This is a genomic window from Cupriavidus sp. 05N39 (assembly GCF_056397325.1).
In genome coordinates, this window is the sequence record NZ_JBFTNE010000047.1 from 13,107 (window position 1) to 36,454 (window position 23,348).

A 23,348-nucleotide genomic window follows, 5' to 3' on the forward strand; every position below is an offset into this window, starting at 1 on the left:
CATGTTCGGTGCGCGCATCAGCGCGCCAGCCCGCGGCGGCGCAGGTAGCAGTAGCCGGCGGCGGCGAACAGGCCGTCGAGGGCAAGCGCCAGCAGCGCGGTGGCCGCGGCGCCCAGCAGCAGCAAAGGCTGATTGTTCAGGTAGATGCCGGGGAAGATCAGTTCGCCCAGGCTGTTGGCGCCGATCAGGAAGGACAGCGGCACCGTCCCGACATTGATCACCAGGCTGATACGCACGCCCGCCAGGATCACCGGCAGCGCATTGGGCAATTCGACCCGGAACAGGCGCTGCATCGAGGTCATGCCAAGGCCGCGCGCGGCCTCGGTCAATGCCGGCGACACGCCGCGCAGACCCTCGCAGGTATTGCGCACGATCGGCAGCAGCGAGGCCAGCCAGAGCGCCAGGATGGCGGGCCGCTCGCCAATGCCGAGCACAGCCAGGGCAAGCGCCAGCACTGCCAGCGACGGCACGGTGTTGCCGATATTGAAGACTTGCATCAGGCGATCGGCCCAGCGTCGCATGCAGGGCCGGCTCAGGCCGATGCCGGCCGGAATCCCGGTGGCCAGGGCCAGCGCCATCGACCACGCCACCAGGCGCAGGTGGTCGGCCGCGTCGTACCACAGGCGGTCCTCGTACTGCCGGATGACGTCGACACCGATCCACGCGACCAGACCGGCCAGCGCGGCGAGCGCGAAACATCCCCAGGCCAGTGCCTGCTTGGATTGCTTGGACATATTCCCCTCTCTCCGCATGCCGCATGTGGGCATGAAGAGCCACATCCGGATTGACGGACGAACAAATGGGCACGGGCGGGTGCAATGGGGGCCGCCGGCCCTGACTAGATTGCCTTGCCCGCCATGACCGGCAGATGAGCCGGTGGACGGGCGCCGGGTTCCACGCGCGGAGGCGGGAAACCCAATTGACGGGACGCCATGCCAGTGAAGGCTGGGATCCCTGGAGCGGCGCAACCCGCTGCAAGGTGCAGAAACGGGAGGCCAGTGGCAGCGCAAATTTGGTGGTTCCGACGCGCCGCCGGATCAATCGGCCGGTGCCGCACACGGGTGGCTTGGGCGGGTTGCAAGCTGGTTAAGACGCTTGCCCGGACCCTGCCAACCCGAGATAATTACGCGGCATCGGATGACAACGAGAGCGCTATTATACCCATTTACACCGATCTTGTCATCATCTCGTTTCCACACCGCTTTCTGCCCGCGTTTATCAGCCTTCGTCCAATATCTCCGCGAGGCTCGCGCTGTTCCAGAATTGATCTACCAATGACCTCCGATCGTGCCATTGGCAGAACAATCTGTTGTCCGGATGCCCTCTACCGGTTTTGGCCCAAACCCTTAAATTGGGAGGGTAGCCAACGGGCTCGGGCACCATTGCCGCCAGCCCCGCCAACAGGAGATTCATCATGGAACAACGCACTACCGCCCCCATCGTCCCGGCCACCGCCGTGGAGACCGTGCAGCGCTCGCGCGCGGTCGACCGCGTGGTGCGGGGCATCGCCACCTCGGATGGCGCCGGCGTCAAACTCACGCGCGTGCTCACGCAGAACCTGCAGCGCCGGCTGGACCCGTTCCTGATGCTGGACGCCTTCGGCACCGATAGCCGCGACGACTACATCGGCGGCTTCCCCGATCACCCGCATCGCGGCTTCGAAACCATCACCTATATGCTGGCCGGCCGCATGCGCCATCGCGACAGCGCCGGCAACGAGGGCCTGCTGGAAAACGGCGGTGCCCAGTGGATGGTGGCCGGCGCCGGCGTGGTGCATTCGGAGATGCCCGAGCAGGAGGACGGCCGCATGGAAGGCTTCCAGCTGTGGCTGAACCTGCCCGCCGCCGACAAGATGACGGCGCCGTGGTACCGCGATCTGCCAGCCGCCGCCGTGCCCACCGTGGCACTGCCGGATGGCGCCACGGTACGGGTGCTGGCAGGGGCTTCGCACGGCGTGGCAGGTGCGGTGACGCGTCCGGTCACGGAACCGCTCTACCTGGACGTGACGCTGCCCGCCGGGCAGCGCTTCTCCCAGGTGCTGCCGGCCGGGCATAACGCCTTCCTGTACGTCTACCGCGGCGAGATCGCGGTCGGCGCGGGAGACAACGCGGCCGTGCTGGAAGCGCAGCGCATGGGCGTGCTGGACAACCCGGCAGGCGCGGACGGCGTGACGGTCAGCGCCAGCGCCGATGCGCGCTTCCTGCTGATCGCGGGCCGGCCGCTGGGCGAGCCGATCGTGCAATATGGGCCGTTCGTGATGAACACCCAGGAGCAGATCTATCAGACGCTGGCGGATTTCCGCGAAGGCCGCTTCAACCAGATCGCGGTCGGCAAAGGCGCCTGACGCGCCAGTTACCGCCGGGGCCGCCCCCGGCGGACCATGCGCCGGAGCGCCCTGCTCCGGCCGCTGCCGCGCCTCCCCGCTTCCCTCGTCTTCCCCCCAGCCTCTCCCGATTGCGCCGCTTGCGGGCCATGTTGTCCACCTTCCGCCCCAGAGGCGGCAGCCCGGCCGCGCCATGTGCCCGGCATGCGACTTGCAACCTGCCTGTATCCATTGCGGGGCCGAGAAAACTGTCCTGGACAGGCCGTCCGAACCCCGCACACTTATATAATCCACGGTTAATAAACGGCATCACCAGCCAGTGATGGTTGCTGCAATGCGTAACGGCGATCCTGCCCCACGCACTGCAGGAGGTGCTGCCCGATACGAACATTGATCCACGTTGCTGCCATAACAACTCGAGCCGCCTCAGTGACCTTAAGTACAACCCCAAGGCTGGCGCTTGCCCATATCAGCAAGCGCTACCCCGGCGTGACCGCCAACGACGATGTGTCCCTCGTCGTCGCCCCCGGCGAAATCCACGCCGTGCTCGGCGAGAACGGCGCCGGCAAGTCCACCCTGATGAAGATCATCTTTGGCGCGGTCAAACCCGACGCCGGCGATATGCACTTCAACGGTGCGCCCGCCGCCATCCACAATCCGCACGACGCCCGCAACCTGGGCATCGCCATGGTGTTCCAGCACTTCTCGCTGTTCGATACGCTGACCGTCACCGAGAACATCGCGCTCGGCCTGCCCAGGGCAAGCAAGGCCGCCGGCGCCACCAACATGAAGCAGCTGGCCGAGCAGATCCGCGAAACGGCGGAGCGTTACGGCCTGCCGCTGGAGCCCAACCGCCATGTGCACACCTTGTCGGTGGGCGAGCGCCAGCGCGTGGAGATCGTGCGCGCGCTGCTGGCAAAACCGCAGCTGCTGATCCTGGACGAGCCCACTTCCGTGCTGACGCCGCAGGCGGTGCAGACGCTGTTCGTCACGCTGCGCCAGCTCGCCGCGGAAGGCACCAGCATCCTCTACATCAGCCACAAGCTCGACGAGATCCGCGAGCTTTGCCATAGCGCCACCGTGATGCGCATGGGCCGTGTCACCGGCGTGTGCGATCCGCGCCAGGAGAGCGCGGCTTCGCTGTCGCGCCTGATGATCGGCGGCGAGCCGCCGCGCGAAGCGCGCGTGCAGACGGAACCCGGCGCGTGCCGGCTCGCGGTGCGCGAACTGTCCCTGCCGCGCGCGCATGCCTTCGCCACGGAGCTGTCCGGCATCTCGCTGGATCTGCATGCCGGCGAAATCGTCGGCATCGCCGGTGTGTCCGGCAACGGCCAGCAGGAATTGCTGGCGGCGCTGTCGGGCGAGGACGTCCGCGCGGAACGCAACGCCATCGCGCTGGACGGCAAGCCGGTGGGCAGGCTGGACGCTCGCCAGCGCCGCCGCGCCGGCCTGGCCTTCGTGCCGGAAGAGCGCCTGGGCCGCGGCGCCGTCCCGGGCATGAGCCTGGCGGCCAATATCCTGCTCTCGCACCAGTCCGCGCCCTATGTGCTGCGCGGCATGATATCGCCCAGGGCGGCGGCCGGGCTGGCGCAAGCCGTGATCGGCCGCTTTCGCGTCAAGGCAAGCGGGCCGGACGCGCTGGCCAAGAGCCTGTCGGGCGGCAACCTGCAGAAATTCATCGTTGGCCGCGAGATAGAGAGCGGCCCCAAGGTGTTGATCGTGGCCCAGCCGACCTGGGGCGTGGACGTTGGCGCCGCGGCGCAGATCCACAACGAGTTGCTGGCGCTCAAGGCCACCGGCTGCGCCTTGCTGGTGGTGTCCGAGGAACTGGACGAACTGTTCGCCATCTGCGATCGCCTGCACGTGATCGCCAAGGGCCGGCTATCGCCGTCGATCCCCACCCAGGACGCCACGCGCGAACAGGTCGGGCTGTGGATGAGCGGCTTGTGGGAAGGCGGGCCAGGCGGCCGTCGCGAACAACAGGAGGCCGCGCTCCATGGCTGATTTCCTGTTTCGCTCGCCCGTGTCGCTGGCGCCGCGCGGGCTGCCCTCGCGGCGCATGGCCTACGCTTCCCCTTTCATTGCGCTGGCGCTGACGCTCGCCTTCGGCGCCCTGCTCTTCCTGCTGCTCGGCAAGGATCCGGTGGCCGCGCTCAAGGTCTTCCTGGTCGATCCGCTCAAGGACCGCCGCGCCATCGGCGAGGTGCTGCTCAAGACCGTACCGCTGGTGCTTTGCGCGCTCGGCCTTTCCGTGTGCTACCGCGCCAATATCTGGAACATCGGCGCCGACGGCCAGTTGATCCTCGGCGGCATTTTCGCCGGCGCCACGGTGCTGTACTTCGACGTGCCCGGCAATGGCGTCAACGGCTCCGTGGTGCTGGTGCTGGCTTCGCTGGCCGGCGTGGTCGGCGGCATGTTCTGGGCATCGATCACCGCGGCGCTCAAGGACAAGTTCAACGCCAACGAGATCCTGGTGTCGCTGATGCTGACCTATATCGCGCAGCAGCTGATGCTGTACGTGGTCAATGGTCCGCTGAAGGATCCCAACGGCATGAACTTCCCGCAGTCCAAGGTGTTCTCCAGCGAATTCCTGCTGCCCAACCTGCTGTCGGGCTCGCGCCTGCACGCGGGCTTTGCGGTGATGCTGGTGCTGGTGGCGGTGATGACCGTCTTCATCTTCCGCAGCTTCGCGGGCTACCGGCTGCAGGTGGGCGGCACCGCGCCGGCGGCGGCGCGCTATGCGGGCTTCTCGGCGCGCCGTTCGCTGTGGAGCGCGCTGATGATCTCGGGCGGCACCGCCGGCCTGGCGGGCGCCTTCGAAGTGACCGGCCCGATCGGGCAGTTGCTGCCGTCGATCTCGCCCGGCTACGGCTTCACCGCGATCATCGTCGCCTTCGTCGGCCGCCTGCATCCGGTGGGCACCGTATTCGGGGGCATCGTCATGTCGCTGTTCTATATCGGCGGCGAAATGGCCCAGTCCCGGCTGGGCCTGCCTTCGGCGATCGGCTCGGTGTTCCAGGGCATGCTGCTGTTCTTCCTGCTGGCCAGCGATACGCTGATCGACAACCGCCTGCGCTGGCGCGCCAAGGCCGCCTGAGCGGAGCCCACACGATATGGAACAATTCGCCCCTCTTATCGCCACGGCGATCAACGCCGGCACACCCCTGCTGCTGGCCGCGCTCGGCCTGCTGATCAACGAACGCTCCGGCGTGCTCAACCTGGGCGCCGAAGGCATGATGCTGGTGGCCGCCGCATTCGGCTTCATGGTCGGCTACCAGACGCAGTCGCCGATGCTCGGCTTTGCCGCCGGCGCGCTCGCCGGCATGCTGATGGCCACGCTGTTCTCGTGGCTGGCGCTGGTGCTGGCCACCAACCAAGTGGCCACCGGCCTGGCGCTGTCGATCTTCGGCACCGGGCTGTCGGCCTTCATGGGCCAGCGCTTCGTCGGCTTCGCCATGCCGTCGCAGGCCAGGTCGATTCCTTTCCTGGCTGATATCCCGTTCTTCGGCCCGGCCTTCTTCCAGCAGCACTGGATGGTGTATTTCAGCCTGTTCCTGTGCGGCGCCATCATGTGGTTCCTGTTCCGCACGCGCGCCGGGCTGACCCTGCGCGCGATCGGCGAATCGCCGGAATCGGCGCACGCGCTGGGCTATCCCGTGCGGCTGATCCGCTTTGGCGCGCTGCTGTTCGGCGGTGCCTGCTGCGGGCTGGCCGGAGCCTACCTGTCTCTGGTGTACACGCCGATGTGGGTGGAGAACCTGGTGGCAGGGCGCGGCTGGATCGCGCTGGCGCTGACCACCTTCGCCACCTGGCGACCCGGCCGCGTATGGGCCGGGGCGTGGCTGTTCGGCGGCGTCACCATCCTGCAGTTCTACCTGCAAGGGATCGGTGTGTCGATGCCGTCGCAGATACTGTCGATGCTGCCCTATGCGGCCACCATCGTCGTGCTGGCGCTGATCTCGCGCAATCCGGCGTGGATCCGCCTGAACATGCCGGCCTCGCTGGGCAAACCCTTCCGCCCGGGTGTTGCCTGACCGTTGCGATTGCGGCCCGGCGCCTTGCCGGGCCGCGCCGCATTGCCCGATTTTCAGAAGTCCGCCAGAGACCTCACGCTGAAAACCCTCGTTACCAGAGCCACAGTTGCAACCTTAATCAAAGAATCAGTACCCAGGTCATCACAAGGAGAAATCATGATCGTCACGCGCAGGAAAACCCTCGCCGCATTGGCCGCCACCGCCGTGCTGGCTATCGCGGGCTGCGGCAAGAAGGAAGCCGAAAAGCCTGCGGAAAGCGCCGCCCCGGCTTCGGCCCCCGCCGCCGAGCAGAAGGCCGAACCGCTGAAGGTTGCCTTCGTCTACATCGGACCGGTCGGCGACGCGGGCTGGACCTACGCCCATGACGCAGGACGCAAGGCCGTCGAAGAAAAGTACGGCGACAAGGTGAAGACCACCTTCGTCGAGAACGTGCCGGAATCCGCCGCCGATGCGGAACGCGTGTTCCGCGACCTCGCCGCGCAAGGCAACAAGCTCATCTTCGGCACGACCTTCGGCTACATGGAGTCGATGCTCAAGGTGGCCAAGGAATTCCCGGACGTGAAGTTCGAGCACGCCACCGGCTTCAAGACCGCGGACAACCTGGCGCAGTACGACGTACGCACCTATGAAGGCGCTTACCTGGCCGGCGTGGTAGCCGGCAAGATGARCAAGACCGGCAAGATGGGCGTGGTGGCATCGGTGCCCATCCCCGAGGTGATCCGCAATATCGACTCGTTCACCCTGGGCGCGCGCAGCGTGAATCCCAAGGCGACCGTCAAGGTGGTGTGGGTGAACAAGTGGTTCGATCCGGGCAAGGAGCGCGAAGCCGCCACCACGCTGATCGGYCAGGGCGTGGACATGCTGATGCAGAACACCGACTCCGCCGCCGTGGTACAGACCGCGCAGGAAAAGGGCGTGTACGCCTTCGGCTGGGACAGCGACATGAGCAAGTTCGGCGAGAAGGCCCACCTGGCCGCCTCGGTGATTTCGTGGGGCGTCTACTACAACAAGGTGGTGGGCGACGTGCTGGCCAACCAGTGGAAAAACAGCACCACGTGGTGGGGCCTGAAGGAAGGCATGATCGACCTGAAGGGCTTCAACGCCGTGGTGCCGGATGACGTCAAGGCACTGGTGGAAGAGCGCAAGAAGGGCGTGGCCGACGGTTCCGCGCCGATCTGGAAGGGTCCGCTCAAGGACAACACCGGCAAGGAGCAGCTGACCAAGGACCAGGTCGCCGACGATGGCTTCCTGCATGGCATCAAGTTCTACGTCGAAGGCGTGGAAGGCAAGATCCCGGGCTGAACGTCAGCACCGGTTCAAGCTGTACCGGCATCCCGCACCCGCGGGAATGCCGGTACAGCGGCGGGTCGCCTGCCAGGCCCCGCCGCTCCTCCTCGTAGTCCTCCTCTGCCCGGACTCCCCCTACGGAACTTGAAGCCCCGTGGATTGGCCCAAGCTATCTGCGAGTGGCCCGACCTGGCCACGCTGCAAGTGCAAAGCGAAGGAGGCTTCTCATGTGGAAACGATTTTCAGCACTGTGGACGCTGCTGCGGCGCGACGGCCGCCTGCTGTGGTTCGCGCTGCGCCATCCCGACGCACCGCCCTGGCTGCGGCCGGCCACGTTCGGCCTGGTGCTCTACGCCATTTCACCCATCGACCTGATTCCCGACTTTATCCTTGGCCTGGGCATCGTGGACGACGTGGTGCTGATTCCGCTGGCGGTGCACTTCATGCTCAAGCGCCTGCCGCCGCATGTGCTGCGGCAGGCCGAGGCGCGCGCCGGCGCCACTACGGTGCGCGCCCGCTAGCGCGCGCTGCTCAGGGCAGCAGGATCGTGGTGCCGGTGGTCTTGCGGCCTTCGAGATCGCGATGCGCCTGTGCCACATCCGCCAGCGCATAGCGCTGGCGCACCTCGATCCGGACCCGGCCGCTGGTCACCATTTCGAACAGTTCGGCCGCCATCGGCTCGAGCAGTTCGCGGTGCACCACGTAAGTCATCAGCGTCGGCCGCGTGACGCGCAGCGAGCCTTTGTTGCCCAGCAACGAGAGATCGAACGGCGGCACCGGACCCGATGCATTGCCGAACACCACCAGGGTGCCGCGCGGCTTCAGACAATCCAGCGAGCCATTGAAGGTATCCTTTCCGACTGAATCGTAGACCGCCGCGACGCCTTTGCCGCCGGTGATTTCCCTGACCCTGTCCACGAACGATTCGCGGGTATAGACGATGGTGTGGTCGCAGCCATGCGCGCGCGCCAGCGCGGCTTTTTCGTCACTGCCGGCGGTGCCGATCACCGTGGCGCCCAGCGCCTTGAGCCACTGGCTGGCGATCAGGCCAACCCCGCCCGCGGCGGCGTGCAGCAGCACCGTATCGCCCGGCTGCACCCGGTAGCTGTCGCGCACCAGGTATTGCGTGGTCAGGCCTTGCAGCATCATCGCCGCGCCCTGCTCGAACGAGATGGCATCGGGCAGGCGCACCACGATATCGGCAGGCATCACCCGTACCTGCGCATAGGCGCCCGTCGGGCGGCCGGCATAGGCGACACGGTCACCCACGCCGAGGTGCGGCACGCCATCGCCCACGGCCTCCACCACGCCGGCGCCTTCCATGCCGAGTCCGCCCGGCAGCGCCTGCTTGTACAGCCCGGTGCGGAAGTAAACGTCGATGTAGTTGAGGCCGACCGCCTCGTGCCGCACGCGGACCTCGCCGGGGCCGGGATCCCCGACCTCGACGTCGACCCACTGCATCACCTCGGGGCCGCCGGTCTCGAAAATGCGGATGGCTTTGCTCATGTCTCGCTCCTGTTCCTGTTGATGCTTGTCGATGCGTATCGATGCGCATCGGCAAACGATGTCATGCGCGGTACGCGCGGAAACGATCAGGCCGGCTTGCCCGGCTCCGGGTATAGACGCCGCAACTCCGCGATCAACAGGTCGGCGGTCGCCACGTTGGTGGCGCAAGGCACGTTGTGCACGTCGCAGGCGCGCACCAGTGCATTGATATCGGGTTCGTGCGGCTGTGGCGTCATCGGATCGCGCAGGAAGATCACCACGCCGACGCGGCCCTCGGCCAGTTGCGCGCCGATCTGCAGGTCGCCGCCCCAGGGGCCGGACAGCATGCGCGTCACCGTGAGGCCGATTTCGTCGCTCAGCCGGCCGCCCGTGGTGCCGGTTGCCAACAGTTCACAACGCGACAGGAAATCGCGATGGCGGCCGGCAAAGGCCACGATGTCATCTTTCTTGTGGTCGTGCGCGATCAGCGCGATACGGGGGGGAGTCATCGGCGTCATCCTGGCCAGTCAGCAAAGGTCGGGCCGGTGCGGCCCGGCGGGAAACACGCCGGGCGGCGGCACTGCCACCGCCCGGAGGGGGGCAGGCGCTCAGAACGTGCCGGGGTAAGCGCCGCCGTCGAGCAGGACGTTCTGCCCGGTCATGTAGGCCGCCTGGCGGCTGCACAGGAAGGCGCAGGTGGCGCCGAACTCGGCCGGCTCGCCGAAGCGGCGGCTCGGGTTCAACGCGGCGCGGCGCTGCGCGACTTCCTCGATGGACAGGCCGGCCTGCTTGGCGCCGCCTTCCATGGTCTTGTAGAGGCGGTCGGTATTGAACGGGCCGGGCAGCAGGTTGTTGACGGTCACGCCATGCTGCGCCACTTCGCGCGCCAGCCCGGCGACGAAGCCGGTCAGGCCGGAGCGTGCGCCGTTGGACAGCCCGAGCACGTCGATCGGCGCCTTGACGGCACCGCTGGTGATATTGATGATGCGGCCCCATTTGCGCGCGATCATGCCATCCACAGTGGCCTTGATCAGTTCGATCGGCGTCAGCATATTGGCATCGATCGCTGCCAGCCAGGTATCACGGTCCCAGTCGCGGAAGTTGCCCGGCGGCGGCCCGCCCGCGTTGTTGACGAGGATGTCCAGGTCGCCCAGCTTGGCGACGGCGTCCAGCGCCAGCTTGCGCCCCGCCGGGGTGGTGATGTCGGTGGCGACAGGCACCACGCGCCGGCCGTGGCGCGCGCGCAGGTCCGCCGCCGCCTTTTCCAGCGCCTCGGCGCCGCGCGCCACGATCACCACGTCCACGCCTTCGGCAGCCAGCGCATCGGCGCAGGCGAAACCGAGACCCTTGCTGGCGCCGCACACCAGCGCATGCTTGCCGCGCAATCCTAGATCCATCTCATCGACTCCTTGTGTCATCGAGGCGGCCACCCGCCTGCTTGTTATCCTGCGTGCCCTTCGCACCGCCGCGCCCCTTGGCTCCGGGGCGCGCCGACAGTAAATATATCCCGCCCATCACCAATGCGCTGCCGGCAAGCTGCACGCCGGTGATCGGSTCGCCCAGCAGCCAGAAGCCGAGAAACAAGGTGGACACCGGCCCGAGCATGCCCGCCTGCGACGCCATCGGCGCGCCGATGCGCGCCACCGCCACCATGGTCAGCGACACCGGAAGCACCGTGCAGAACACCGARTTGACCAGCGACAGCCACATCACCGGCGCCGGCTGCAACAGCGCCGCCAGCGGACGTCCCAGCACCAGGTATTGCACCACGCAGCAGGCGGTGGAAACGCACATCGCATAGGCCACGAGCCGCAGCGACCCGATACGCTGCACCAGTTCGCCCGAGGCAATCAGGTAAATGCCATAGGTGAGTGCGCTGCCCAGCACCAGCGCGGCACCGAGCCACACGCCGCTGCCGCTCACGTCGAGATCATGCGCGAAAACCAGCACGATGCCTATATAGGCAAGCAGCAAGGACAGCCATTGCCGGGTGCTGATGCTGCGTTTGAACAGCACCGCGCTGGCCAGCAGCACGAAGGATGGCGTCAGGAACAGGATCAGCCGTTCCAGCCCTGCGGTGATGTACTGCAGCCCGAGGAAGTCGAGGAAGCTCGACAGGTAGTAGCCGATGATGCCAAGGAAGACGATGCGGCCACGGTCGGCCCAGGACAGCGCCGGCAGCCGGCGCGACTGCCACCAGCCGATGGCCATGAACAGCGGCACGGCGAACAGCATGCGCAGGCTGATGACCATGACCGCGTCGACGTCGTAGCGGTACATCAGCTTGGCGACGATCGCCTTGCCGGAGAAGAGGATGGCGCCGACGGCGGCCACGGCAAGGCCGGCGCGCTGCGATGCCGGCTGGGCGGGAGACACGCTGCTGGTGCTGGAGAGCTGGGATGCTGACACGGGAAAGCCGGATAGAAGGGCCGCGCGCCGCCGAGGGCAAGGCGGACCGCTGAAGACGCGAGCCATTGTATTCGAAAAGAGTCAACTGCATCCGGCGCCCATTGCCCTGCGTGCGGCCGCTGGGCGATGTCACCTTCCTTGAGGAATCCCCCATGCAACGCACCCTCTCCTGCCTGGCTCCGGTTTCGACCGGATGGCGGCGACGGCGCCGCTGGCAGGCATCCTGAAACTGCCGTAAGCTCGCCGCTCGGCGCGTGCGACACGTGCCCAATAAGAAGAACCAGGAGCATTCACTCATGACGGCAGCACCCCTTTCCCTAGTGTCCCCTCGCTTCGCCTTCCGCGGCAATCGTCGCGCGCCGCGGACCGGCCAGCATGGCGCCCGCCCGCTGATGGCCGCCGTGGCCGCGGCGGCCGCGCTCGCGGCCGGCTGGTTGCCCGGCGCCGCCAGCGCCGCGGATTTCCCCGCCAAGCCGATCCGCTTTATCGTGCCCTATGCCGCAGGCGGCACCACCGACCTGGTCGCGCGCACCGTCGGCCAGAAAGTAGCCGAGAAGCTCGGCCAGCCGGTGGTGGTGGAAAACCGCCCCGGAGCGGGCGGCAATATCGGCATGGAGGCGGTCGCCAAGGCCGCGCCGGACGGCTACACCATCGGCTTCGGCGCGATCTCGACCAATGCGCTCAACCCGCATATCTACAAGCACGTGCCATTCGATCCGCGCAAGGACTTCACCGCGGTGAGCCTGCTCGGCACCTCGACCATCGTGCTGGAAGTCAGCAACAGCCTGCCGGTGAAAACCGTGTCGGAACTGGTCAGCTATGCCAAGGCGCACCCCGGCCTGACCTACGCGACCGCGGGAACCGGCACGTCGATGCACCTGGCCGGCGCGATGTTCTCGCAGATGACGCAGGCGGGCCTTACCCATGTGCCATACAAAGGCAGCAGCCCGGCCATCAACGATATGCTGGGCGGCCATGTGCAGGTAATGTTCGACAACCTGCCCGCCTCGCTGCCGCACATCCAGGGCGGCAAGCTGCGCGCGCTGGCCGTGGCCGGCAAGAGCCGCTCGCCCGCCCTGCCGAATGTGCCGACGCTGGCCGAGGCCGGCCTGGCTGGCTACGCTGTCGAGCCGTGGTTCGGCGTGTACGGGCCCGCCGGCATGCCCGCGCCGGTGGTGCAGGCGCTCAATGCCGCCTTCGTCGAGGCGCTGGGCAATGCGGACGTCAAGGACAAGCTGGTCCAGGCGGGCTTCAACCCGAAGGGCTCGAGCGCGGCGGAACTGCAGTCGCTGACGCTGTCCGAGTACGAGAAATTCGGCAAGGTCGCCAAGAGCGCCAGCATCTCGGTGGATTGAGCGGCGGGCCCCGCGCGCTGCCGGCCGGGACACTGCCGGGGGCGCGCGGCTGCGCATCCATTACAATCCGGCTGCACCGGGCCTTCGCGCCCACTCCAGCCGCCTACCCGCCATGAAGCAAGATCCGCGTTTCCCCAAGCTGTACATCCTCGATCACCCGCTGATCCAGCACAAGCTCTCCCATATGYGCGACAAGGACACGTCCACGCGCACATTCCGCGAACTGCTGCGGGAGATCACGCTGCTGATGGGCTATGAAATCACGCGCAACCTGCCGCTCACCACGCGTCACATCGAGACGCCGCTGGTCGAACTGGATGCACCCGTGATTGCCGGCAAGAAGCTCACCATCGTGCCGGTGCTGCGCGCCGGCGTGGGCATGAGCGACGGCCTGGTCGAGCTGATTCCTTCGGCGCGCATCGGTCATATCGGTGTCTACCGAGATGACCAGCATCGCCCCGTGGAATACCTGGTTCGCCTGCCCGATGTGGAAGACCGCAGCTTTATCCTGTGCGATCCGATGGTCGCCACCGGCTACTCCGCCGCGCACGCGGTCGACGTGCTGAAGCGCCGCGGCGTCGCGGACGAGGCGATCACCTTCGTCGCGCTGGTGGCTGCGCCGGAAGGCGTGGAAGTCTTCCAGAAGGCACACCCAGGCGTGAAGCTGTTCGTGGCCTCGCTGGACAGCCATCTGGACGAGCACGCCTACATCATTCCGGGCCTGGGCGACGCCGGCGACCGGCTGTTCGGGACCAAGAACTGAGCGTTCCCTTGAAAACGGATCAGGCCGCGCGCTCTCTGCGCCCGGCTTGATCCGCCTCAACCCGCGCGGCGAGGGGYCTGCCTAGACTGGCGGCAACGGCACATGATCCGGTGTGCCGTGCCTGACCAGGGAGACCCAGATGGCAGCCTTGAAGATCCTGTTTACCACCGGCACCGGGCTGATGAGCCTCGGCGTCATTGGCTTCATCATCGGCATGGGGTGGTTCTTCACCCGGCTGTTCCTGCGCAAGATGCGGGAAGACGAGGCGGCGGCGCAACGCCGCTGAACCGGCCGCCGGCGCCGTCCGGCTTTCGCCTATTTCTTCTTGCCGGAACCCAGCAGGCTGCCCAGCACGCCGCGGATCAGCTCGCGCCCGACTTGCGAGCCGACCGTGCGCGCCGCCGACTTGGCCATCGACTCCAGGATGGAATCGCCGCGCCCGGTCTTGCCGGTGCCCTTGGTCAGCCCGCCAAAGATTTCGCCCGCCTGGTCGAGCCAGCCGCCACCCTGCGCGGGTGCCTGCTCCGGCTGGCCTGCCGAGGGCGCTGGCGCGCCGTTGCCGGCGGTGGACRGGGATGACGCCGGCGCGACCGCCCGGCCCTTGAGTTTCTCGTAGGCCGACTCGCGATCGATCGCCTGCTCGTAGGTGCCGGCTACCAGCGACGCAGCCAGCAACTGCTTGCGCTCGTCATCGGTGATGGGGCCGATCCGGCTGCCGGGCGCCATTATCCAGGCACGTTCCGTCATGCCGGGAATGCCCTTGGCGTCGAGCAGCGACACCAGCGCCTCGCCCACGCCGAGTTCCCCGATCGCCTTCTCCAGGTCCAGGCCTGGCTTGGCGCGCATGGTGGTCGCCGCCACCTTGACAGCCTTCTGGTCGCGCGGCGTGAAGGCGCGCAGCGCATGCTGCACGCGGTTGCCGAGCTGCCCCAGCACCGTGTCGGGAATATCGACGGGATTCTGCGTGACGAAATACACGCCAACGCCCTTGGAGCGGATCAGGCGCACCACCTGCTCGATCTTGTCGAGCAGGCCCTTGGGCGCGTCGTTGAACAGCAGGTGCGCCTCGTCGAAGAAGAACACCAGCTTGGGCTTGTCGAGATCGCCGGCCTCGGGCAGCTTCTCGAACAGTTCCGACAGCAGCCACAACAGGAAGGTGGCGTAGAGCTTGGGCGAATTCAGCAGCTTGTCGGCGGCCAGGATATTCACCACGCCCTGCCCGTTCTCGGTCTGGATGAAATCATCCAGGTTGAGCATGGGCTCGCCGAAGAACGCATCGGCGCCTTGCGATTCCAGCGCCATCAGGCCGCGCTGGATGGCGCCGATCGAGGCTGCCGAGATATTGCCGTATTCGGTGGTGAACTGCCCGGCGTTGTCGCCCACGTACTGCAGCATGGCGCGCAGGTCCTTGGCGTCGAGCAGCAACAGCCCGTTGGCGTCGGCGATGCGGAATACCAGGTTGAGCACGCCCTGCTGGGTGTCGTTGAGGTCCAGCATGCGCGACAGCAGCAGCGGCCCCATATGCGAGACCGTCGCCCGCACGGGATGGCCCTTCTGCCCGAAGACGTCCCAAAGCGTGGTAGGGCAGGCGCCCCACGCCGGCTCGGGCAGGCCCAGGTCAGCCAGGCGCGCCTTGAGCTTGTCGGAGAGCTTGCCCGGCTGGGAGATGCCGGTCAGGTCACCTTTGACGTCGGCCATGAAGACCGGCACGCCCAGCCGCGAAAAACCCTGGGCCAGGCTTTGCAGCGTCACGGTCTTGCCGGTGCCGGTGGCGCCGGTGATCAGGCCGTGMCGGTTGCCCATCTCGGGCAGCAGGGCAAGTTCGAGCTCGGCGTTCTTGGCGATGAGGATGGGTTCGGCCATGGTTTCTCTGGTTGGCAGGCAGCACAGCGGCATCGCCGCGACCGTCCCCGCCCGTGCGCCGCCCCCCGTGATCGCGGGACCGGCGGCGGCGGGGCCGCGTGATAAAATGCTGGGCTGATTATAGCCAGCCCCCAGGCCGGCTCACAGACACACAACACCATCCAGCCGTGCCGCCGATCACCCGTTGTTCGCCCGGCACGGCCGGCGCGCGCCGTCAGGGCGCGCGCATCAAACGTTTTGCGCTTCGGAGAGAATCATGGCCGGTCACTCAAAATGGGCCAATATCAAACACAAGAAAGCCGCCGCTGACGCCAAGCGCGGCAAGGTCTGGACCCGCCTGATCAAGGAAATCACCGTCGCCGCGAAGCTCGGCGGCGGCGATGCCGATTCCAACCCGCGCCTGCGCCTGTCCATGGACAAGGCGATGGACGCGAACATGCCGAAGGACAACATCCAGCGCGCCATCCAGCGCGGCGTGGGTGGCCTGGAAGGCGCCAACTACGAAGAAATCCGCTACGAGGGCTACGGCCTGGCCGGCGCGGCCATCATCGTCGACTGCCTCACCGACAACCGTACCCGCACCGTGGCCGAAGTGCGCCATGCCTTCTCCAAGAACGGCGGCAACATGGGCACGGAAGGCTCGGTGGCGTTCATGTTCACCCACTGCGGCCAGTTCCTGTTCGCCCCCGGCACCGCCGAGGACAAGCTGATGGAAGTCGCGCTGGAAGCCGGCGCCGACGATGTCGTCACCAACGACGACGAATCGATCGAAGTGCTGTGCCCGCCCAACGATTTCGCCACGGTCAAGGCCGCGCTGGAAGCCGCGGGTTTCAAGGCCGAGATGGCCGACGTCACGATGAAGCCGCAGAACGAAGTCAGCTTCACCGGCGACGACGCCGTCAAGATGCAAAAGCTGCTCGACGCCCTGGAAAACCTGGACGACGTGCAGGAAGTCTTCACCAACGCGGTGATCGAGGAGTAAGGCGGGATCGGGCAAGACCTCGCCTCACGGCGGCAGCGCGGTTCGATGAGCCATGGCTGCCGCTTTTCGCATTTCGCATGCGTCATTTTTTCTGGCAGTAGATCATGAAAGTATTGGTTGTCGGCTCGGGTGGTCGTGAACACGCGATGGCCTGGAAATTGGCCCAGTCGCCCAAGGTGCAGGTGGTGTACGTGGCGCCGGGCAATGGCGGCACCGCGCTCGACAAGCGTCTGCAGAACGTGCCCCTGACGGATCCGGAAGTGCTGGCCGCCTTTGCCGAGCGCGAGGGCGTGCATTTCACGGTAGTCGGCCCCGAGGCGCCGCTGGCGGCCGGCATCGTCGATATCTTCCGTGCCAAGGGCCTGCGCATTTTCGGCCCCACGCAAGCGGCGGCCCAGCTGGAATCGTCCAAGGATTTCGCCAAGGCGTTCATGCAGCGCCACGGCATCCCGACCGCCGCCTACCAGACCTTCAACGACGCCGCCGCGGCGCATGCCTACATCGACGCGCAGGGCGCGCCGATCGTGATCAAGGCCGACGGCCTGGCCGCCGGCAAGGGCGTGGTGGTTGCCGCCACGCTGGAAGAAGCGCACGCCGCGGTCGACATGATGCTGGCCGACAACCGCCTCGGCGATGCCGGCGCGCGCGTGGTGATCGAGGAATTCCTCGAAGGCGAGGAGGCCAGCTTTATCGTGCTGGTGGACGGCAGGAACGTCCTCGCACTGGCTACCAGCCAGGACCACAAGCGTCTGCTCGATCACGACGCCGGCCCCAACACCGGCGGCATGGGCGCGTATTCGCCGGCGCCGGTGGTCACGCCCGCGCTGCATGCCCGCGCCTTGCGCGAGATCATCATGCCGACCGTGCGCGGCATGGAAAAGGACGGCATCGTCTACACCGGCTTCCTCTACGCCGGCCTGATGATCGACGCCGAAGGCAACCTCAAGACGCTGGAATTCAACTGCCGCATGGGCGACCCGGAAACCCAGCCGATCCTGGCCCGCCTGAAGACCGACCTGGTCGACGTGATGGAGCACGCGGTCACCGGCAAGCTCGACGAGATCGAACTGGACTGGGACCGCCGCACCGCGCTGGGCGTGGTGATGGCCGCTTATGGCTATCCCGACGCTCCGCGCAAGGGCGACGCCATTACCGGCATCCCGGCCGAGACCGAGGAAAGCGTGACCTTCCACGCCGGCACCACGCTCAAGGACGGCACCCTGCTGACCACGGGCGGCCGTGTCCTGTGCGTGGTGGGGCTGGCGGATACCGTCAAGGCAGCACAACGCGCGGCCTACAGCGCGGCCGAGAAGATCCACTTCGATGGCATGCAGTACCGCACCGACATCGGCTACCGCGCCATCAAACGGTAAAGGGACGAATAGATCCGCCGCGCGGCCCATGGCGGGCCGCTCACTACGATTTCTTGGCCCGTTACGGCGCTTTGCGCTGAATTTGCCGAATCCGGCCAAGTGTTGTCCCAGCCAGTACAATCATGACATCGCCATGACGGCCGGGCAGGTTGACTACCTGCCCGGCCGTCACCGCTCCGGCCACCCGCCCGCACACCATGATCGATTCCCAGGCAGTCCGTGCCTATCTGCTCGGTCTGCAAGACCGTATCACCGACGCTGTCGCCGCCATCGACGGCACGGCGTTTTCCACCGATGCCTGGGAGAAGCCGCCCACCGAGCGCCTGCGCGGCAGCGGCCGCACCCGTATCCTGGAAGGTGGCGCCGTGATGGAGCGCGCCGGCGTGGGCTTCTCGCACGTGCGCGGCGACGCGTTGCCGCCCTCGGCCACGGCCAACCGGCCCGAGCTGGCCGGCCGCGGCTTCGAGGCGCTGGGCGTCTCGCTGGTGTTCCACCCGCGCAATCCCTACGTCCCGACCGTGCACATGAACGTGCGCTGCCTGATGGCGGTGAAGGATGGCGCCGAGCCGGTCTGGTGGTTTGGCGGCGGCATGGACCTGACGCCGTACTACGGGAACGCCGAAGACTGCAGGCACTTCCACGTCACCTGCCGCGATGCGCTCGCGCCCTATGGCGGCGAACTCTATCCGCGCTTCAAGCAATGGTGCGACGAATACTTCTTCCTCAAGCACCGGGGCGAAGCGCGCGGCATTGGCGGCATCTTCTTCGATGACTTCTCCGCGCTGGGCTTCGATCGCAGCTTTGCCATGATGCAATCCGTGGGCGATGCATTCCTGGAGGCCTACCTGCCGATCCTGCAGGCGCGCAAGGATACGCCCTATGGCGAACGCGAGCGGGAATTCCAGGCCTACCGCCGTGGCCGCTATGTGGAATTCAACCTGGTATTCGACCGCGGCACGCATTTCGGGCTGCAATCGGGCGGACGCAGCGAATCGATCCTGATGTCGATGCCGCCGCTGGCAAGCTGGCGCTACGACTGGCAGCCGGAGCCGGGCAGCGCGGAAAGCGCGCTGTACACCGACTTCCTGCCCGTGCGCGAGTGGGCCTGACGGCAACCCCATGGCACACGACATTGCACGACCGCTCACCGCCAACGCGGCAGACGCAAGCAACCGCACCCGCCCCTACCGCCTCGGCATCCTCGGCGGCACCTTCGATCCGCCCCATATCGGCCACGTGGCGCTGGCCAGGCTTTGCATCGAGCATCTCGAACTGGACGAACTGGTCTGGATCCCGACCGGCCAGTCATGGCAAAAAGGCGACGACGTCACCCCCGCCGCCGACCGCCTCGCCATGACCGAACTGGCCGCGCAGGCGCTGTCCGACACGCGCGCGCTGGTCCATGCCAGCCGCATGGAAGTCGATCGCGCGGGCCCCAGCTACACCGTCGATACCGTGCACGAACTGCGCCAGCACTATGGCCCCACCGCTTCGCTGGCCTGGCTCATGGGTGCCGACCAGTTGCTGCGCCTGCACACCTGGCATGGCTGGCAGGAACTGTTCGCCGACGTCCACCTTTGCGTGGCGACGCGACCCGGTTTCGACCTCGCCGAACTCGATGGTCCGGTGCGGGAAGAGCTCGCCGCGCGGCGGGCGTCCACCGACCTGATACAATCCATGCCCTCCGGCCGCATGTGGATCGACCAGACGCTAGCCGTCGACCTCTCCTCCACCGCCCTACGCCAACGCCTGGCTGCCGGACAACCGGCAGATGACCAGCTGCCGTCCGGCGTGGCACACTACATCGCGAGCCGCGGCCTGTATCGGCCGACCCAGTCGGATCTGCCCATCCCGGCCCGCCCCCAAACCGATCTCAGCTGAACTGAAAAAGCACCATGGATATTCGTAAACTGCAACGCGCCATCGTCGACGGCCTCGAGGATGTCAAAGCGCAGGACATCAAGGTGTACGACACCACCCACCTGACGGAACTGTTCGACCGGGTGGTGATCGCCAGCGGGACTTCGAACCGACAGACCAAGGCGCTGGCCGCCTCGGTCCGCGATACCGTCAAGGACGCCGGCGGCCATATCGTCGCGGTGGAAGGGCTGGAAACGGGCGAATGGGTGCTGGTGGACTGCGGCGACGCGGTGGTCCACATCATGCAGCCGCAGTTGCGCATGTACTACAACCTGGAAGAACTCTGGGGCGACAAGCCGGTACGGCTCAAGCTGTCCACCGCCAAGAAGGGCCTGGCCAAGGCCAGCGAGCCCATCGACGGCGAAGACGAGGACGACAGCCCGGTGGTGCGCACCGCACGCCGCGCCACCGGCCTGCGCCCGGCCCTGGCCCGCCTGCCCGAAGGCATGAAAGAGCCTTCGCCGCCGCTTGGCCATGAAGACACCGATCCGGACGCCATCGCCACCAACCGCGCCCCGACCGTACAGAAGCGCCTGACCAGCGCGCTGGGCTCGGCCCCGGCACGCAAGGCGCCGGCCAAGTCCGCCGCGCCGCGCAAGACCGCCGCCGGTACCGGCGCGGCACGCAAGACCGCCACCAAGACCGCAGTGACCAAAACGGCCGCCAAGGCACCCGCGAAGACGGCTGCCACCAAGGCACCGGCCGCGCGCAAGCGCACCACCCGCTCGGCCTGAGCGGAACCGCTCCGCTTCCCGTCATGCAGTTGCTGATCGTGGCCGTTGGCCACAAGATGCCCGGCTGGATCGAAACCGGYTTCGCCGAGTACGCGAAGCGCATGCCACCCGAGCTGCGCATCGAGCTGCGCGAAATCAAGCCCGAGGCGCGCTCGTCGAGCAATAACGCCACCACCGTGATGCAGCGCGAGGCGGCCCGCATCGAGGCGGCGCTGCCCAAGCAATGCCGCATCGTGGCACTGGATGAGCGCGGGCGCGATCTCACCACCGTGCAACTCGCCGCCCAGCTGGGCGACTGGCAGCGCGAAGGCGGCGACGTCGCCTTCCTGATCGGCGGCGCGGACGGGCTGGATCCGGCGCTGAAGGCGCGCGCGCAGACGCTGCTGCGCCTGTCCAGCCTGACCATGCCGCATGGCATGGTGCGCGTGCTGCTGGCCGAGCAGCTTTACCGCGCCTGGTCGGTGACGCAGAATCATCCGTACCATCGCGCCTGAAGCTGGCTGGCCGCCGCCAGTGGCACGCAGCGGGCGAGGCCGGCAGGTACAATGCGACCGAAGCGGCGCATGCCGCCGGCACATTTCCCCGGATCCCCGACTGCCCTGCCGTGACCCATTCCTTCCTCTACCTCGCYTCCCAGAGCCCGCGCCGGCGCGAATTGCTGACCCAGCTTGGCGTCGCCTACGAACTGCTGCTGGCCGATGACACCGAAGACGCCGAGGCGCTGGAAACCGTTCTGCCGGGCGAGAGCCCCGACGACTACGTGCAGCGCGTATGCGCGCTCAAGGCCGAGGCCGCGCTGCGCCGGCGCGAACGGCGCGCCTTGCCCGACTCCCCGATCCTGACCTCGGACACCACCGTCTGCCTGGGCGGCGAAATCCTCGGCAAGCCCGCCGACGACGCCGACGCCGCGCGCATGCTGGCGGCGCTGGCAGGCCGCACCCACCGCGTGCTGACCGCCGTGACCGTCGTGTCCACGCTTGGCCTGCGCCACGCGCTTTCGGTCTCCGAGGTCAGTTTCCGGCCCATGACGGCCGATGAAGTCGCGGCCTATGTCGCCAGCGGCGAGCCGGCCGGCAAGGCCGGCGCCTACGGCATCCAGGGCCGCGCGGCGGAGTTCGTCGCGCGAATCGACGGCAGCTATTCGGGTATCATGGGTTTGCCCCTGTTTGAGACCGCTTCGCTGCTCAGACAGGCCGAACTGCGGTTCTGAGAACCCCGCCGCCGCCCTTTCCGCTACCCCGCGGCTGCCCTGGCCAAGGCAGCGCCCCGGAGCGCATGGCGGCGCAGTGCGGACAACCCCCTGGCCGGTCAGCCGGCGACGAGTTTCATCCACTATGACTGAAGACATCCTCGTCAACATCACACCGCAGGAAACGCGCGTGGCCATCGTGCAGCAGGCCGCCGTGCAGGAACTCCATGTCGAGCGCACGCTGTCGCGCGGGCTCGTCGGCAATATCTACCTGGGCAAGGTCGTACGTGTGCTGCCCGGCATGCAATCCGCCTTTATCGACATCGGGCTCGAACGCGCCGCATTCCTGCACGTCGCCGATATCTGGCATCCGCGCGACCCGGAAAAAAACGGCAATGCCGCGCCCCTGGCGATTGAGAAGACGCTCTATGAAGGCCAGGCGCTGATGGTGCAGGTCATCAAGGATCCGATCGGCACCAAGGGCGCGCGCCTGTCCACCCAGGTGAGCATCGCCGGACGCACCCTGGTCTACCTGCCACAGGACCCGCACATCGGCATCTCCCAGCGCATCGAGGGCGAGGTCGACCGCGAAGCCCTGCGCTCGCGCGTGCAAAGCCTGGTACCGGCGGACGAACGCGGCGGCTTTATCGTGCGCACCATTGCCGAGGAGTCCAGCAACGAGGAACTCGGCAACGATATCGCCTACCTGCGCAAGATCTGGGCCTCCATCCGCCAGAATGCCACCACCCTGCCCGCGCCCAGCCTGCTGTACCAGGATCTCAACCTGGCCCAGCGCGTGCTGCGCGACTTCGTCAACGACGCCACCAACGTGATTCAGGTGGATTCGCGCGAGAACTACCAGAAGCTGGTGGAGTTCGCGGAGGAATACACCCCGGCCGTGCTGCCGCGCCTGTCGCACTACACCGGCGAGCGCCCTGTCTTCGACCTCTTCAATATCGACGCCGAAATCGAAAAGGCCCTGTCGCGCCGGGTCGACCTGAAATCAGGCGGCTACCTGATGATCGACCAGAYGGAGGCCATGACCACCATTGACGTCAACACCGGTGGCTACGTCGGCGCGCGCAACTTCGACGACACGATCTTCAAGACCAACCTGGAAGCGGCGCACACGATTGCGCGCCAGCTGCGGCTGCGCAACCTGGGCGGCATCATCATCATCGATTTCATCGATATGGAGAACACCGAGCACCGCGACCAGGTGCTGTCGGAACTCAAGCGCGCACTGTCGCGCGACCGCACGCGCATCACCGTCAACAGCTTCTCGCAGCTCGGGCTGGTGGAGATGACCCGCAAGCGCACCCGCGAATCGCTGGCGCACGTGCTGTGCGAGCAATGCCCCGTGTGCACGGGCAAGGGCCAGGTCAAGACGCCGCGCACGGTGTGCTACGACATCCTGCGCGAAATCATGCGCGAGTCGCGCCAGTTCAACCCGCGCGAATTCCGCATCCTCGGCTCGCAGCAAGTGATCGACCTGTTCCTGGAGGAAGAAAGCCAGCATCTGGCCATGCTCGGCGACTTCATCGGCAAGCCAATTTCGCTGCAGGTGGAATCGACCTTCCACCAGGAGCAGTACGACATCATCCTGATGTAGCAGTCCGGGCCGTTTGGGC

The 23,348-nt window shown here is 66.9% G+C and carries 23 protein-coding genes; 17 read left to right on the plus strand and 6 right to left on the minus strand.

Annotated features, from left to right (window positions below; all coding sequences use genetic code 11):
* Positions 1-17 precede the first annotated feature (17 nt).
* Positions 18-734: an ABC transporter permease gene (locus AC1DN0_RS22215; protein WP_441632116.1), complete on the minus strand. Its 717-nt coding sequence runs from the start codon at positions 732-734 to the stop codon at positions 18-20.
* A gap of 680 nt (positions 735-1,414) precedes the next feature.
* Between AC1DN0_RS22215 and AC1DN0_RS22220 the strand changes: the two genes are divergently transcribed.
* From AC1DN0_RS22220 to AC1DN0_RS22245, 6 genes are all read left to right on the plus strand, one after another.
* Positions 1,415-2,344 (plus strand): pirin family protein, encoded by a 930-nt coding sequence (locus tag AC1DN0_RS22220; protein ID WP_441632118.1) that lies wholly within the window; start codon positions 1,415-1,417, stop codon positions 2,342-2,344.
* A gap of 408 nt (positions 2,345-2,752) precedes the next feature.
* The gene (locus tag AC1DN0_RS22225; RefSeq protein ID WP_441632120.1) at positions 2,753-4,327 is read left to right on the plus strand and encodes an ABC transporter ATP-binding protein; all 1,575 of its coding nucleotides are present in this window, start codon (positions 2,753-2,755) and stop codon (positions 4,325-4,327) included.
* Entirely contained in the window at positions 4,320-5,420 is a 1,101-nt protein-coding gene (locus AC1DN0_RS22230; RefSeq protein ID WP_441632122.1) for an ABC transporter permease, read from the plus strand. Before AC1DN0_RS22225 ends, AC1DN0_RS22230 begins: the two co-directional genes overlap by 8 nt.
* Before the next feature lie 16 nt (positions 5,421-5,436).
* The gene (locus tag AC1DN0_RS22235) at positions 5,437-6,357 is read left to right on the plus strand and encodes an ABC transporter permease (RefSeq protein WP_045238644.1); all 921 of its coding nucleotides are present in this window, start codon (positions 5,437-5,439) and stop codon (positions 6,355-6,357) included.
* Positions 6,358-6,513: 156 nt separating this feature from the next.
* A complete protein-coding gene (locus tag AC1DN0_RS22240) occupies positions 6,514-7,659 on the plus strand; it encodes a BMP family ABC transporter substrate-binding protein (protein WP_477146011.1) in 1,146 nt (381 codons plus the stop codon).
* A 212-nt stretch (positions 7,660-7,871) separates the two neighbouring features.
* Positions 7,872-8,165, plus strand: a complete 294-nt coding sequence (locus AC1DN0_RS22245) for a YkvA family protein (RefSeq protein WP_045238646.1) — start codon at positions 7,872-7,874, stop codon at positions 8,163-8,165.
* 10 nt (positions 8,166-8,175) lie between these two features.
* Here the strand turns inward: AC1DN0_RS22245 and AC1DN0_RS22250 are convergent, their stop codons facing one another.
* The 4 genes from AC1DN0_RS22250 to AC1DN0_RS22265 form a co-directional block, all read right to left on the minus strand.
* Positions 8,176-9,150 (minus strand): quinone oxidoreductase family protein, encoded by a 975-nt coding sequence (locus tag AC1DN0_RS22250; RefSeq protein WP_441632127.1) that lies wholly within the window; start codon positions 9,148-9,150, stop codon positions 8,176-8,178.
* Between the two features lie 86 nt (positions 9,151-9,236).
* Positions 9,237-9,638: a methylglyoxal synthase gene (locus AC1DN0_RS22255; protein ID WP_441632129.1), complete on the minus strand. Its 402-nt coding sequence runs from the start codon at positions 9,636-9,638 to the stop codon at positions 9,237-9,239.
* Between the two features lie 99 nt (positions 9,639-9,737).
* Positions 9,738-10,526: an SDR family oxidoreductase gene (locus AC1DN0_RS22260; protein ID WP_035859428.1), complete on the minus strand. Its 789-nt coding sequence runs from the start codon at positions 10,524-10,526 to the stop codon at positions 9,738-9,740.
* Between the two features lies 1 nt (position 10,527).
* Positions 10,528-11,538 carry a DMT family transporter gene (locus tag AC1DN0_RS22265; protein WP_477146012.1) on the minus strand — a complete coding sequence of 337 codons (1,011 nt, stop codon included), beginning with the start codon at positions 11,536-11,538 and terminating at the stop codon, positions 10,528-10,530.
* 392 nt (positions 11,539-11,930) lie between these two features.
* Between AC1DN0_RS22265 and AC1DN0_RS22270 the strand changes: the two genes are divergently transcribed.
* The 3 genes from AC1DN0_RS22270 to AC1DN0_RS22280 all read left to right on the plus strand — a co-directional run bounded on the left by AC1DN0_RS22270 (position 11,931) and on the right by AC1DN0_RS22280 (position 13,942).
* Positions 11,931-12,893, plus strand: coding sequence for a Bug family tripartite tricarboxylate transporter substrate binding protein (locus AC1DN0_RS22270; RefSeq protein WP_035859426.1), 963 nt, complete (start codon positions 11,931-11,933; stop codon positions 12,891-12,893).
* A gap of 112 nt (positions 12,894-13,005) precedes the next feature.
* Positions 13,006-13,656 (plus strand): uracil phosphoribosyltransferase, encoded by a 651-nt coding sequence (upp, locus tag AC1DN0_RS22275; protein WP_477146013.1) that lies wholly within the window; start codon positions 13,006-13,008, stop codon positions 13,654-13,656.
* 139 nt (positions 13,657-13,795) lie between these two features.
* Entirely contained in the window at positions 13,796-13,942 is a 147-nt protein-coding gene (locus AC1DN0_RS22280) for a DUF3149 domain-containing protein (protein ID WP_081861985.1), read from the plus strand.
* A gap of 29 nt (positions 13,943-13,971) precedes the next feature.
* On the opposite strand, the gene AC1DN0_RS22285 is transcribed toward AC1DN0_RS22280, so the two are convergent.
* A complete protein-coding gene (locus tag AC1DN0_RS22285) occupies positions 13,972-15,519 on the minus strand; it encodes a helicase HerA-like C-terminal domain-containing protein (RefSeq protein WP_477146014.1) in 1,548 nt (515 codons plus the stop codon).
* A 256-nt stretch (positions 15,520-15,775) separates the two neighbouring features.
* On the opposite strand from AC1DN0_RS22285, the gene AC1DN0_RS22290 reads away from it, so the two are divergent.
* The 8 genes from AC1DN0_RS22290 to rng all read left to right on the plus strand — a co-directional run bounded on the left by AC1DN0_RS22290 (position 15,776) and on the right by rng (position 23,329).
* Positions 15,776-16,501 carry a YebC/PmpR family DNA-binding transcriptional regulator gene (locus AC1DN0_RS22290; protein ID WP_441634389.1) on the plus strand — a complete coding sequence of 242 codons (726 nt, stop codon included), beginning with the start codon at positions 15,776-15,778 and terminating at the stop codon, positions 16,499-16,501.
* Between the two features lie 104 nt (positions 16,502-16,605).
* The gene (gene purD / locus AC1DN0_RS22295) at positions 16,606-17,874 is read left to right on the plus strand and encodes a phosphoribosylamine--glycine ligase (RefSeq protein ID WP_035859419.1); all 1,269 of its coding nucleotides are present in this window, start codon (positions 16,606-16,608) and stop codon (positions 17,872-17,874) included.
* Positions 17,875-18,071: 197 nt separating this feature from the next.
* Positions 18,072-18,983, plus strand: a complete 912-nt coding sequence (gene hemF / locus AC1DN0_RS22300; RefSeq protein WP_441634392.1) for an oxygen-dependent coproporphyrinogen oxidase — start codon at positions 18,072-18,074, stop codon at positions 18,981-18,983.
* 10 nt (positions 18,984-18,993) lie between these two features.
* On the plus strand, positions 18,994-19,755 hold the full coding sequence (locus AC1DN0_RS22305; RefSeq protein WP_441634394.1) for a nicotinate-nucleotide adenylyltransferase: 762 nt from the start codon (positions 18,994-18,996) through the stop codon (positions 19,753-19,755).
* A 14-nt stretch (positions 19,756-19,769) separates the two neighbouring features.
* Positions 19,770-20,528: a ribosome silencing factor gene (rsfS, locus tag AC1DN0_RS22310; RefSeq protein ID WP_441634396.1), complete on the plus strand. Its 759-nt coding sequence runs from the start codon at positions 19,770-19,772 to the stop codon at positions 20,526-20,528.
* Positions 20,529-20,551: 23 nt separating this feature from the next.
* Complete coding sequence (rlmH, locus tag AC1DN0_RS22315; RefSeq protein WP_035859413.1) at positions 20,552-21,022, plus strand: 23S rRNA (pseudouridine(1915)-N(3))-methyltransferase RlmH; 471 nt, start codon at positions 20,552-20,554, stop codon at positions 21,020-21,022.
* Between the two features lie 92 nt (positions 21,023-21,114).
* Complete coding sequence (locus AC1DN0_RS22320) at positions 21,115-21,738, plus strand: Maf family protein (RefSeq protein ID WP_477111641.1); 624 nt, start codon at positions 21,115-21,117, stop codon at positions 21,736-21,738.
* 124 nt (positions 21,739-21,862) lie between these two features.
* Positions 21,863-23,329 carry a ribonuclease G gene (gene rng / locus AC1DN0_RS22325; protein ID WP_477146015.1) on the plus strand — a complete coding sequence of 489 codons (1,467 nt, stop codon included), beginning with the start codon at positions 21,863-21,865 and terminating at the stop codon, positions 23,327-23,329.
* The last annotated feature ends 19 nt before the right edge of the window (positions 23,330-23,348 follow it).

Excerpts from the sequence above, each read along its gene's own strand:
- AC1DN0_RS22215 (WP_441632116.1), bottom strand. The coding sequence starts at position 734 with ATGTCCAAGCAATCCAAGCAGGCACTGGCCTGGGGATGTTTCGCGCTC.
- AC1DN0_RS22220 (WP_441632118.1), top strand. The coding sequence starts at position 1,415 with ATGGAACAACGCACTACCGCCCCCATCGTCCCGGCCACCGCCGTGGAG.
- AC1DN0_RS22230 (WP_441632122.1), top strand. The coding sequence starts at position 4,320 with ATGGCTGATTTCCTGTTTCGCTCGCCCGTGTCGCTGGCGCCGCGCGGG.
- AC1DN0_RS22235 (WP_045238644.1), top strand. The coding sequence starts at position 5,437 with ATGGAACAATTCGCCCCTCTTATCGCCACGGCGATCAACGCCGGCACA.
- AC1DN0_RS22245 (WP_045238646.1), top strand. The coding sequence starts at position 7,872 with ATGTGGAAACGATTTTCAGCACTGTGGACGCTGCTGCGGCGCGACGGC.
- AC1DN0_RS22250 (WP_441632127.1), bottom strand. The coding sequence starts at position 9,150 with ATGAGCAAAGCCATCCGCATTTTCGAGACCGGCGGCCCCGAGGTGATG.
- AC1DN0_RS22255 (WP_441632129.1), bottom strand. The coding sequence starts at position 9,638 with ATGACTCCCCCCCGTATCGCGCTGATCGCGCACGACCACAAGAAAGAT.
- AC1DN0_RS22260 (WP_035859428.1), bottom strand. The coding sequence starts at position 10,526 with ATGGATCTAGGATTGCGCGGCAAGCATGCGCTGGTGTGCGGCGCCAGC.
- AC1DN0_RS22270 (WP_035859426.1), top strand. The coding sequence starts at position 11,931 with ATGGCCGCCGTGGCCGCGGCGGCCGCGCTCGCGGCCGGCTGGTTGCCC.
- AC1DN0_RS22280 (WP_081861985.1), top strand. The coding sequence starts at position 13,796 with ATGGCAGCCTTGAAGATCCTGTTTACCACCGGCACCGGGCTGATGAGC.
- AC1DN0_RS22290 (WP_441634389.1), top strand. The coding sequence starts at position 15,776 with ATGGCCGGTCACTCAAAATGGGCCAATATCAAACACAAGAAAGCCGCC.
- purD (WP_035859419.1), top strand. The coding sequence starts at position 16,606 with ATGAAAGTATTGGTTGTCGGCTCGGGTGGTCGTGAACACGCGATGGCC.
- hemF (WP_441634392.1), top strand. The coding sequence starts at position 18,072 with ATGATCGATTCCCAGGCAGTCCGTGCCTATCTGCTCGGTCTGCAAGAC.
- AC1DN0_RS22305 (WP_441634394.1), top strand. The coding sequence starts at position 18,994 with ATGGCACACGACATTGCACGACCGCTCACCGCCAACGCGGCAGACGCA.
- rsfS (WP_441634396.1), top strand. The coding sequence starts at position 19,770 with ATGGATATTCGTAAACTGCAACGCGCCATCGTCGACGGCCTCGAGGAT.